This window comes from Mesorhizobium sp. M7A.F.Ca.MR.245.00.0.0 (assembly GCF_003997415.1).
GTDB lineage: Bacteria > Pseudomonadota > Alphaproteobacteria > Rhizobiales > Rhizobiaceae > Mesorhizobium.
Genome location: NZ_RZTE01000011.1, coordinates 125380 through 136516 on the forward strand (window position 1 = coordinate 125380; position 11137 = coordinate 136516).

General features: G+C 63.0%; 10 protein-coding genes. 5 read left to right on the plus strand and 5 right to left on the minus strand.

The annotated features are described in order from the left end of the window. Both EOB80_RS14570 and EOB80_RS14575 read left to right on the plus strand, forming a co-directional pair. A partial coding sequence (locus tag EOB80_RS14570; protein ID WP_164762614.1) for an autotransporter outer membrane beta-barrel domain-containing protein occupies nucleotides 1-3113 on the plus strand: 3113 nt, incomplete at its 5' end. A gap of 35 nt (nucleotides 3114-3148) precedes the next feature. After that, nucleotides 3149-3727, plus strand: a complete 579-nt coding sequence (locus EOB80_RS14575; RefSeq protein ID WP_127328335.1) for an invasion associated locus B family protein — start codon at nucleotides 3149-3151, stop codon at nucleotides 3725-3727. A gap of 87 nt (nucleotides 3728-3814) precedes the next feature. Here EOB80_RS14575 and coaBC read toward each other — a convergent pair whose 3' ends face one another. The 5 genes from coaBC to ubiE all read right to left on the minus strand — a co-directional run bounded on the left by coaBC (nucleotide 3815) and on the right by ubiE (nucleotide 8439). Further along, nucleotides 3815-5047 (minus strand): bifunctional phosphopantothenoylcysteine decarboxylase/phosphopantothenate--cysteine ligase CoaBC, encoded by a 1233-nt coding sequence (gene coaBC, locus EOB80_RS14580; protein WP_127328337.1) that lies wholly within the window; start codon nucleotides 5045-5047, stop codon nucleotides 3815-3817. Between the two features lie 25 nt (nucleotides 5048-5072). Next, complete coding sequence (locus EOB80_RS14585; protein ID WP_127270488.1) at nucleotides 5073-5474, minus strand: type II toxin-antitoxin system VapC family toxin; 402 nt, start codon at nucleotides 5472-5474, stop codon at nucleotides 5073-5075. Nucleotides 5475-5476: 2 nt separating this feature from the next. Continuing rightward, entirely contained in the window at nucleotides 5477-5731 is a 255-nt protein-coding gene (locus tag EOB80_RS14590; RefSeq protein ID WP_127270486.1) for a hypothetical protein, read from the minus strand. A gap of 286 nt (nucleotides 5732-6017) precedes the next feature. Next, entirely contained in the window at nucleotides 6018-7592 is a 1575-nt protein-coding gene (gene ubiB, locus EOB80_RS14600) for a 2-polyprenylphenol 6-hydroxylase (protein ID WP_127328339.1), read from the minus strand. A 70-nt stretch (nucleotides 7593-7662) separates the two neighbouring features. Next, complete coding sequence (ubiE, locus tag EOB80_RS14605; protein ID WP_127328341.1) at nucleotides 7663-8439, minus strand: bifunctional demethylmenaquinone methyltransferase/2-methoxy-6-polyprenyl-1,4-benzoquinol methylase UbiE; 777 nt, start codon at nucleotides 8437-8439, stop codon at nucleotides 7663-7665. Nucleotides 8440-8573: 134 nt separating this feature from the next. On the opposite strand from ubiE, the gene EOB80_RS14610 reads away from it, so the two are divergent. The 3 genes from EOB80_RS14610 to EOB80_RS14620 all read left to right on the plus strand — a co-directional run bounded on the left by EOB80_RS14610 (nucleotide 8574) and on the right by EOB80_RS14620 (nucleotide 11106). Next, nucleotides 8574-9548 (plus strand): adenosine deaminase, encoded by a 975-nt coding sequence (locus tag EOB80_RS14610; RefSeq protein ID WP_127266930.1) that lies wholly within the window; start codon nucleotides 8574-8576, stop codon nucleotides 9546-9548. 146 nt (nucleotides 9549-9694) lie between these two features. Then, nucleotides 9695-10324: a uracil phosphoribosyltransferase gene (upp, locus tag EOB80_RS14615; RefSeq protein WP_127266929.1), complete on the plus strand. Its 630-nt coding sequence runs from the start codon at nucleotides 9695-9697 to the stop codon at nucleotides 10322-10324. Between the two features lie 218 nt (nucleotides 10325-10542). Continuing rightward, nucleotides 10543-11106 carry a TIGR02281 family clan AA aspartic protease gene (locus EOB80_RS14620; protein WP_127328343.1) on the plus strand — a complete coding sequence of 188 codons (564 nt, stop codon included), beginning with the start codon at nucleotides 10543-10545 and terminating at the stop codon, nucleotides 11104-11106. Nucleotides 11107-11137 lie beyond the last annotated feature (31 nt).

Sequence of the window (11137 nt, forward strand, 5' to 3'; positions counted from 1 at the left end):
CCGGCTCGACCGAGACAGGCAGCGCGGAAACGTCGGTGACGCTGGCGACCGGCGGGCTGGGCGGTGGGGGCAGCAGCGGTGGCGACGTAATCGTCGACAATCATGGCAAGATCACCACGCTCGGCTATCTTTCGCACGGCATTTTCGCGCAATCGGTAGGCGGTGGCGGCGGTGCTTCGGGTGCCGCGGCCAACGCTTCGGAGGCCGACATGACGATCGGCGGCGCGATTTCTCTGCCGAGCGGCGACGGCTCCAATGGCGGCCATGTCACGGTCAACAATGACGGCATCATCGAAACCTGGAAGGATGGAGCGCTCGGCATTTTCGCCCAGTCCGTCGGCGGCGGCGGCGGTTATGGCGGCGTGGTATCGGCCGACACGGCGGGAGACGAGTCGGTTGCGCTGCAGCTTGGCGGCTTCGGCGGCAATGGCGGCAATGGCGGCAAGGTCGATGTCACGGTTTCCGGCACCATCATCACCCATGGCGAGCGCGCGCATGGCGTGGTCGCGCAATCGGTCGGCGGCGGTGGCGGCTATGGCGGCGACGCCAAGGGCAAGAGCTCGAATGCGTTGGCCATTGGCGGTCTCGGCGGCAATGGCGGCGATGGCGGCGATGTTACCGTCATCCGCACCGGCACGATCACGACGACGGGCAAGGATTCCATAGCCATCATCGCGCAGTCGGTCGGTGGCGGCGGCGGCATCGGTGGTGCCGGTTTCGGGCGCTTTGGCGCCGACGACGACGGCGGCGGGCCAAACGCCATCGGCTTCAACACGCCTGGTGGCACCAAGGGCACCGGCGGCAAGGTAACCATCATCCAGTCCGGCGCCATTGAGACCGATGGCGACCGTGGACACGGCGTCGTTGCCCAGGCGGTGGGCGGTGGCGGTGGCGCCGGCGGCATGGATTCGCTGGCCATGGGCCAGTCGGCGGCCGGCTCGCAAGGCGGTATCGGCGACGCTGCGGCGTCGGCCGCAAGCACGGACAGCCAAGTCTGGGTCAAGGGCGCAAGTTCGTATGCGATGTTCGGCCAGAGCGCGACAGGCGACGGCAATGCCCATGCGGTCGATCTGACGGCGGGTGACAGCCTGTTCGCGCAAGGTGCGGATTCCGTGGCTGTCTATGGCGAGAGCACGGCCAAGGGCGCCAAGGGCAACATCACCATCAATCTGAATGGCCAGTACACGATCGGCGGTGCCGGAACCGGCGTGGCGGCGATGCTTGTCGGGGGCGCAGACAACACGCTGAACAACCACAGCCTGCTCTATGCGATGGGGGCAACGCCGAGTTTCACCATCCAGGCGTCGCAATTTCAGGCATTCCAAGCCTTCCTGTTGGCGCCCGGTCCCGTCGTGCCGACGAATGCGATCCTGGAATCGCTTCTGGACGATTTCAGCCCACTGGCTATCACCGGCACATCGGGCGATGACCATGTGGAGAATTCGAAGATTGCCGACACGCTCGGACGGGTGATCGGCAACATGGATCTCGGCGGCGGCACGAACAGCTTCCACAATATCGCCGACGCCTCGATGGTCGGCCTCAAGACCATCGATCTCGGCGGCGGCAAGTTCACCAATGACGGGCTGTTTACCAACCAGGGCATCGGCGTCGTGGCCAAAGTGGATGTCACGGGCGGCTTCACGCAGATATTCTCGGGCGACTTCGTCACCGACGTCGATCTCAACAACCAGATCACGGATGCCCTGGCACTAACGGTGGCCGGAGACTTCGATGGCGAGGCGCCGTTGAATTTCCTGTCGATCGACAAATTGTTCGCCGAATATGTGCTGGCCACCGGATCGGCGATGACCGATTCCGGCATCACGCCCACGACGCTGCATCCGGCGGTCGGCTTCAATTTCCTGACCAAGGTGGTCGGCGGAACGGATCTGGTTCTCTATGCCGACAATCCGACTTTCCTGGAGTTGGCACAGGATCCTAACTCCGGCACGACCGATCCCGGCGTCTTCCAGATGGCGCAGTATCTCGATGATGTCGAGGCTTCTTCGAGCCCAGACAATCCGATGGCGCTGTTGATTAACATGCTGCGCTTCCTGCCCGATGAAATGGAGCTCGGCTCGGCCCTGACGCGGCTGACGCCGCACTATGCCGTGCACACATTCGAGATGATCAACCGCTCCACGGACATCATGCTGGAGGCGGCGCGCGAATGCACCGGCGTTCCCGCCTACAAGGATCCCGACGGACGCTGTGTCTGGGCGTCGATCAGTCCGCAAGCCGAGTACAGCCGCGACGCTGGGGCCGGCACCACCAGCCGAGACGACGTCATGAAGACGATGTCGCTTGGCGGCATTGGCGAGGTCAGCCAGCACTGGTCGCTCGGCGCAACGATAGGCCGGACCGAATTCGACTCGAAGATCGATTTCAACGGCGAATTGCTGTCGGCCACGACAGGCGAATCCTGGCAGGCGTATGCGCTGGCGAAATATGCCGACAAGAACTACTTCATCGACTTCGCAGTCGGCGGCGGCACCGGCTCCTTCAAGGGCGAGCGCGATACGCATCTCGATCAGGTGGCCTTCATTCCGGGCGAAACGCTGATCGGCGATTATCTGCCGGAGGCATTGCTGCCTGGCATCGGCAACAGTGTCACCTACACGCAGAAAACCGCCCAGTTCGGCGGTTCGGCGCGGCTCGGCATAACGCAGGAGATGGGTGTTTTCTACCTGCAGCCGACCCTGCAGTTCGACGCGCGCTGGCTGCGTGTTTCCGGCAAGGAAGTGGGCTCGGTTGCCGCCTTCAACTTCGACGGCAGCGCCAACATGTATTATTCGGCGACGCCGGCTTTCGAGATCGGTACCGACATTGCACTCAGCGACATTGCCAGCCTTCGCGTCTACGGCAAGGCTGGCGTGGAGTTTTCCGACAAGGAGTGGGAAATCGAAGGTCGCTTCGCGGCGGCGGAGAATCTGCCTGGCAACCCCGCATTGCACTTGACGGAGGCCGTCGATTCGCCGCTCTATCGGGTCGGCGCCGGCCTTGAGCTGAACGGCGTCAATGGCGTCGGCATGTCCGTCAGATATAATGGCGCCTTCGGCGAAACGGTTAAACAGAACGCGATCAGCGCGTCTCTCAAGGTCAGTTTCTAGCTGGCCCGAGGCGGAGCCGGGCGGGAGGGATCTTGATGAGGAAGTACGCGTATTTCGTGGCGATGCTGGGTGTTGCCTGCACCGTCGGCGTGGCGGCCGTGGCGGCGCAAACCAAGAGCGACAAGGCGGTCACGGCACCCGCTGCCGCGGATGCGCCGCAGTTGCCCGGCGGCGCGTCGGCACTGTCTGAAACCCACGGCGACTGGACGGTCAATTGCCAGATATCGGGCACGGCCAAGACCTGCAGCCTGTCGCATCAGCAATTCAACAAGCAAAGCAATCAGCGGCTGCTGGCGATCGAGCTGTCGAGCAAGACCGGCGAGGATGCCATGGGCACGCTTGCGTTGCCGTTCGGCCTGGCGCTGGCCAAGGGTGTCAGCCTGACCATCGACGATCAGAAGCTGGACGGCAGCCTGGCGTTCAACACCTGCCAGGTCGTCGGCTGTCTGGTGCCGGTGGTGTTCGATGCGACTGTCACGCCGCTGCTGAAATCAGGCACCACACTGAAGATCGACGCTTTCGCGGCAGATACCGGACAAGCGGTGAACTTTTCCATTCCGCTCAACGGCTTCGCCGGCGCGCTTGCCCGGACCGCGCAGCTTTTGACCAATTGATGTAGAGCCGTAGGACTTAAAGCGCTGCCTGAATTTCGTCTCGCGGCAGGGCAGTGCGTCACTGCCTCAGAACGTCTCTGCGTCGGTTCAAACGATGATGGTTTTAAGCCTTTCGGCGATCAAGGCGGCGAGCCGTGCCGCCACATCGTCCTTGCTCATCTCCGGCCATTCCTCGACGCCAGCCTTTGACACGATCCGCACCCGGTTGCGATCGCCGCCCATCACGCCCGAAGAACCGACGCCGCTTCCCTGCGACACGTCGTTGGCGACGATGAGATCGGCGCCTTTTTTCTTGAGTTTGGCCTCGGCGTTGCGCAGGAGATCCTGCGTCTCGGCGGCGAAGCCGATAACCAGGCCGGGTCGCTGGCTGTGATGGCCGACGCCGGCGAGAATGTCGGGATTTTCGACCATGCGCAGCACCGGCGGCCCTTCGCCGGCCACCTTCTTGATCTTCTCACCGGCTGAATTCTCGGTTCGCCAGTCGGCAACGGCGGCGACGAACACCGCCGCGTCGGCAGGCAGGAGCTGTTCCACCGCGTCGCGCATCTCCTGCGCACGTTCGACATGGATGGTCTTCACGCCAGCCGGATCGGCAATATCGACTGGGCCGGAAACGAGGCGCACATCGGCGCCGAGCCTGGCCAGTGCTGCCGCTATGGCATGGCCCTGCTTGCCGGACGAACGGTTGGCGATGTAGCGCACCGGGTCGATCGGCTCATGCGTGGGGCCGGAGGTGACGATGATCCTGCGCCCCGACAGCGGCTTCGGGCCGACGTCGAGCAGTGCCTCGATCGCGGCGACGATCTCCAGCGGCTCGGCCATGCGGCCTTCGCCCGCTTCATTGCTTTCGGCCATCTCACCCCTGGCCGGACCGACGAAGATGACACCGTCTTTCTGGAGTGTCGCGCGGTTGCGGCGGGTGGCCGGATGCGCCCACATTCTGGGGTTCATGGCCGGCGCCATCAACACCGGCTTGTCGGTGGCGATGAGCACGGTGGAGGCCAGATCGTTGGCGTGGCCATTGGCGAGCTTGGCCATCAGGTCGGCGGTGGCGGGCGCCACCACCAGCAGATCGGCCTCTCGCGACAGCCTGATGTGGCCGACATCGTGCTCGTCCTGGCGGTCGAACAGTTCGGTAAAGACATGGTCGGCGGAGAGCGCGCCGGCCGACAGCGTGGTGATGAATTCCTGCGCGGCCGATGTCATGACCACCCGAACCGCGGCCCCGCGCTCGCGCAGCCGGCGGATGAGATCCAACGCCTTGTAGGCGGCTATGCCGCCGCCGATGATGAGCAGGATGCGCTTGCCGGAGAGGCTCATGCCCAAGACCAGTTCTTATCGAGTGTCATGCCGGCTTCAGCGCCGGTTCGATATCGGTATGGATGAAATCATTGCCCTTGAAAAGCAGCGGCAGGTTTCGCGTCCTGGCGAGGGCGTAGGAAAAACAGTCGCCCATGTTGAGTTTGGCGGGATGGCCAGTGCCGCGGCCATAGAGGGCATAGGCTTCAATGCCGGCCTGTGCATGTTCGGCAGTGAGAGCGACGATCGTGACTTTCAGTCTTTCTAGAAGGCCTCTCAACTCAGCTGTGCCGGCCGCCCCATAACGTCCGACGACGACCGTGCCACATTCCATCAGGGTCGCGGCGCTCATAAACATCAGCTGATTTCCGGCGAGGCGCTGAGCTATCACCGGTGCATCAGGCTCCTGCTTGAGGATGGCCAAAATCGCGGAGGTGTCGATCACCACAGTCAGTCCTCCTCGATGAAGGACCAGAGCTCATCCGTTAGTTTTTTCTGATCGAAGTCCACTTTTCGCAATCGTCGACCGAATTCGAGGATTTCCTCTGCCGTGACGACATCGTCGTCGTGCTTGTTGACTGCCGCTACATCCTTCAACAACAGGGTTCTTGCCTCCTGCTCCATTGACACGCCATGTCTGGCGGCCTGCTCGCGCAGCCTTTGCTTCAAATCCTCGTCGAGATTGCGGATCGTCAGGGTGCCCATGGCTATTCCTGCATTCTTGCGATTGATTGATCCTTGGGTTTTTCCCCAGATGCCAAACCCGTTCGGTCGAAACCTTTTGTGGTCGGCAGCCCAACGGATGCGGCGAGCACGTCCCGCGCTTCCTGCTCCATGGAAACGCCCCGCGCGGCGCCGCGCTCGCGTAGCCGCCGCATGACATGGTCTTCCAGATTGCGGACGGTAATCCTCGCCATATGCACACTCCTACGTAGAATATAGCGATCTCGATTTCCGACTGCAATGACAGCATTGCTGTCATTGCCTGCACTCAGATGATCGTCCAGGCGATATAGACCAGCGTCAGCGCAATTACCCAGAGTGCCCAGCGGCCGGAGCGGCTGTAGCGCGCCTCGGCCTTGCCGATGGCGTCGGCGGTGGTCTCGTCGAAGCGCAGGCCGTGCTCGGCCATCAGGTCGATCTCGCGCGACAGCCGGTCGGTGCGCGCCGCAAGCTCGGGAATCTGGCGGGCCAGGGTGAGCAGCGCCCGGGCGCCGTCACGCGCATCGATCATCATGCCACGCGGCCCAAGATTGCCTGATATCCAGTCGCCGACCACCGGCTCGGCCGTCTTCCACATGTTGAAGGCCGGGTCGAGCGTGCGCGCCACGCCCTCGACCACCACCATGGTCTTCTGCAACAGGATCAATTCGGGCCGCGTCGCCATGTCGAAGAGTTCGGTGACCTCGAACAGCAGCGTCAGAAGCTTGGCCATCGAGATGGTCTCGGCCGGCTGGCCATGGATCGGCTCCCCGATCGCCCGGATCGCCTGCGCGAAGGCTGCGACATTGTGCTGGCGCGGCACATAGCCGGCCTCGAAATGGACCTCGGCGACACGCAGATAGTCGCGCGTGATGAAGCCGTAGAGAATTTCGGCGAGGAAGCGGCGCTCCTTCTTGCCGAGCCTGCCGGCAATGCCGAGATCGACGGCAACGATGGTGCCGTTTGCCTCGACGAACAAATTGCCCGGATGCATGTCGGCATGGAAGAAGCCGTCGCGCAGGGTGTGGCGCAGGAACGACTGGATGAGGTTGGCTGCGATCGCCTTCAAATCGTGGCCGGCGGCCTCCAGGCCGGCAATGTCGTTCATCTTGACGCCGTCGACCCACTCCATGGTCAAGACGTCGCGGCCGGTGCGCTCCCAGTCGACGGACGGCACGCGAAAGCCGGGGTCATCCCTGGTGCTTTCGCCGAGCTCCGAGAGAGCCGCCGCCTCGAGGCGAAGATCCATCTCGATCTTGGTGGTCTGCGCCAGCGTCTGGGTGACCTCGACCGGCCGCAGCCGGCGGGACGAGAGGATGTATTTCTCCTGCAGGCGAGCGGCGAGGAAATAGCTTTCGAGATCCTGGAAGAAGTGGCGGCGCACGCCGGGCCGGATCACCTTGACCGCCACCTTGGTGGCAATGCCGTCATGGACAGCGTCGGCGGCATGCACCTGGGCGATGGAGGCGGCGGCGACCGGGTCGCCGAATTGCGTATAGAGGTCGCCGATCTTGCGCCCAAGCGAAGCCTCGATCGCCGCGATGGCCTCGGCCCGGGGGAAGGTGTGCATCTTGTCCTGCAACGTGGCGAGATCGAGCGCCATGTCGTTGCCGACGACGTCGGGCCGTGTCGCCAGGAACTGGCCGAGCTTTACATAAGATGGACCGAGCCGGACGACCGCCTTGGCCAGCCGGTCGCTGCGCTCATAGGCCAGCGCGCGGCGGCGGGTGAACAGCCGCGCCATCCGCCATCCGAACTTCGGCAGGCCGGACAGTTCCTCACCCGGCAGAGCGGCGACGACACCCTCGCGGACCAGCACCCAGCCGGCCCTTACGAGCCGGAATCCTGCACTGACATTGCTCATGGCAGCGCCAATCCTGCCGGCTCTTTGAACCGGCATAGCACGTGTAGATTGTGAGAAATGCGGTCCGGCCTCAAAGCTTCCAGCCCGAATGAAGTGCTGCAATACCGCCGGAATAGTTGCGGAAGGAAACGCGGTCGAAGCCGGCGCGGGAAATCATCGTCGCGAAATTCTGCTGATTGGGAAACCTGGCGATCGATTCGACCAGATAGGAATAGGGTTCGCCGTCGCCAGTGACCATTTTGCCGATCTTTGGAATGGCGTTGAACGACCAGGCTTCGTAGGCCTTGTCGAGAAGCGGCATCTCGACCTCGGAAAACTCCAGGCACAGGAAGCGCCCGCCCGGCTTCAGCACGCGAAACGCTTCGCCCAAGGCCACCTCGATGCGCGGTACGTTGCGGATACCGAAAGCGATGGTGTAGGCATCGAATGTGGCATCAGGGAAGGGCAGTTCCTCGGCATTGGCCTCGACGAAATCGGTATTGCCGGACAGGCCCTTCTTTTCGGCCCGGTCGCGGCCGACGGCCAGCATCGAGCCATTGATGTCGAGCACAGTGGCATGGGCATTGCCGTGGCTGGCATCGACGATGCGGAAGGCGATGTCGCCGGTGCCGCCGGCAACGTCCAGCACGCGCCAGCCGATCCTTTTGGGAGGATTGAGCCAGGTGACCATGGCGTCCTTCCACAGCCGGTGCAGGCCGGCCGACATCAGATCGTTCATCAGATCGTAGCGGTTGGCGACCTTGTGGAAAACATCGTTGACCAGAGACTGCTTGTCGCCAGCCCCTACACGCTTGAAACCATAGGAGGTTTCCATGCCGCCCGCGGCCGTGGTTCTCTCAACTGACATTTTTTTGATCCGTCATAAAACCGGCGGGACCATAGCCGATCGATGGTGCGGGCGCTATTGTTTAAGGCGCGGTGTTCAGCCGCGCTTCCAGGTGGCGGGTTTTCGAGACCTGGACGGACCGACGGGATGGTTGAATGCCTTTGAAAGCGGAACTGCACTGCCACATCGAAGGGGCAGCGGCGCCCGAACTCGTCATCCGCCAGGCGCAGAAATACGGCAAGGACACCTCGCCCTATATCCAGAACGGTTCCTTCGTCTGGCATGACTTCACCTCCTTCCTGGCGGCTTATGATTTTTCCGCCGATCTGTTCCGGACCGAGGAGGACTATGCGCGGCTGGCCGACCATTATCTGACCAGTCTCGCTCGCGACGGCGCCATCTATTCCGAGGTGTTCACCTCGCCGGACCACGCGAAAAAGGCCGGCCTGTCGCCCAAGGCCTATACCGATGCGCTCGGCGAAGGCATGGCCCGCGCCAAGGCCAAGACCGGCATCGAGGGCCGCATGATCGTCACCGGCGTGCGCCATGTCGGCGTCGAGTCGATCGAGCAGGCGGCGCGCTTTGCGGCGCGCTGCGGGCATCCGCTGGTCACCGGTTTCGGTGTCGCCGGCGATGAGCGCATCGGCGATATGGAGGACTATGTCAGGGCTTTCGAGATCGCCCGCGAGGCCGGGCTCGGCATCACCATCCACGCCGGCGAATTGACGGGCTGGGAGACCGTCCAGGCGGCGCTCGATCATATCCGTCCGTCCCGCATCGGCCATGGCGTGCGCGCCATCGAGAACCCGGACCTCGTCCGGCGCATCGCCGACGAGGGCGTCGTGCTGGAATGCTGCCCCGGTTCCAACATCGCGCTCAAGGTGTTCGACAGTTTCGCCGATCATCCATTTCCGGCCCTGCAGGCGGCCGGCTGCAAGGTGACGCTCAATTCCGACGATCCGCCCTATTTCTGGACCTCGCTGAAGCGGGAATACGACATTGCCGCCGAGCATTTCTCGATGAACGAAAAGGCGCTGGCCGCCGTCACCCGCACCGCCATCGAAGCCGCTTTCGTCGATAGAAAGACGAAGACCGCGCTTCTTGCCCGGTTGAACAGCGCGGCACGCTGATTTCCGCCGACAAAGCTGTGGTCGGTGCGGGCCAAGCGGTTCCTTGGCCGGCGCATTGCCGCTAGGGTTCGCTCAGGCAGCTTGAAGCGCGGCGCGTCCGAAAGGGCCATGCGCGCATTTTCGGGCGCAGGCATCAGGAGAACACCATGCAGGGCGTCACCGTCGTCGACCACCCGCTTGTCCAGCACAAGCTGACCATCATGCGCAAGAAGGAAACCTCGACGGCCGGCTTCCGCCGGCTGCTGCGCGAAATCTCGCTGCTGCTCGGATACGAGGTCACCCGCAACCTCGAACTGACGACGACGACCATCGAGACGCCAATGGAAACCATGGAAGCGCCGACGCTTGAGGGCAAGAAGCTGGTCTTTGCCTCCGTGCTGCGCGCCGGCAACGGCTTGCTGGAAGGCCTGCTCGACCTGGTTCCGGCGGCCCGCGTCGCCCATGTCGGTCTCTACCGCGATCACGAAACGCTGGAAGCGGTCGAATATTTCTTCAAGGCGCCGAGCGATCTCGCCGACCGGCTGGTGATCGTCGTCGATCCGATGCTGGCCACCGCCAATTCGGCGATCGCGGCGATCGACAAGCTGAAAGAGCGCGGCGCCACCAACATCCGTTTCCTTTGCCTGCTGGCGGCGCCCGAAGGCATCGAACGCTTTCTCAAGGCGCATCCGGACGTTCCCGTCTTCACCGCTTCGATCGACCGCCAGCTCAACGAGAAGGGCTACATTATGCCCGGCCTCGGCGACGCCGGCGACCGCATGTACGGGACCAAGTAATACCAGGCAACCTGGTACGATTTACCAAATGTTTACGCAAAGGCGCGGTTTTGGCGCGCGTTAAAGCGGCAAACACCATCCGGGTCTAACGATCGGCTGTCACTACGGGCCGCGCGTCCATTTCGGACGCGCAAAGGACGCTGTAGCACTTTGATTTGCGCGTGAGCCTTTCCGAAAATCGATCCCGATTTCCGGGGGGCATGCGGCGAGGCCGATCCATGCTGCGCAAACTTCTCATCCTCGCCGTTTTCGCCGGTTCATCGGCATCGATACCGATTGTGTATCAGTCCAATCCGCAACTCGTCGAAAATCTGCTGAGATCGGCGGTGCCGGGCAAACGGGCGGTCGAAGCCCAACCAGACGTCAATCTGGCATCGGTGCCCAACAAGCCCGCGGCACCGCTGCCGATGGGCCGCAAGGTGGTCGTCGCGGCAGACGAGCGCGGACATTTCTCATCGGCTTTCAAGTTCAACGGGCGCCAGGTCGACGGCATGATCGACACCGGCGCCACGCTGGTCGCCATCAACATGTCGACGGCACGCAGGATCGGCTTGTCGCTGAACGCTTCGGACTTCAGTCACGAGGTCAACACCGCCAACGGCACCATCAAGGCGGCCGTGGCCATGATCGACCGCCTGCAGATCGGCAACATCACGGTCAATGACGTCCAGACCATCGTGCTCGACGACAGGGCGCTGCGCACCAATCTGATCGGCATGAGCTTCCTCAACCGGCTCGACAAATACCAGGTCGAGAACGGCACGCTGCTGCTCGTCCAGTAAGGCTATTCGTTTGCCGCAATTTCCAAGGGAA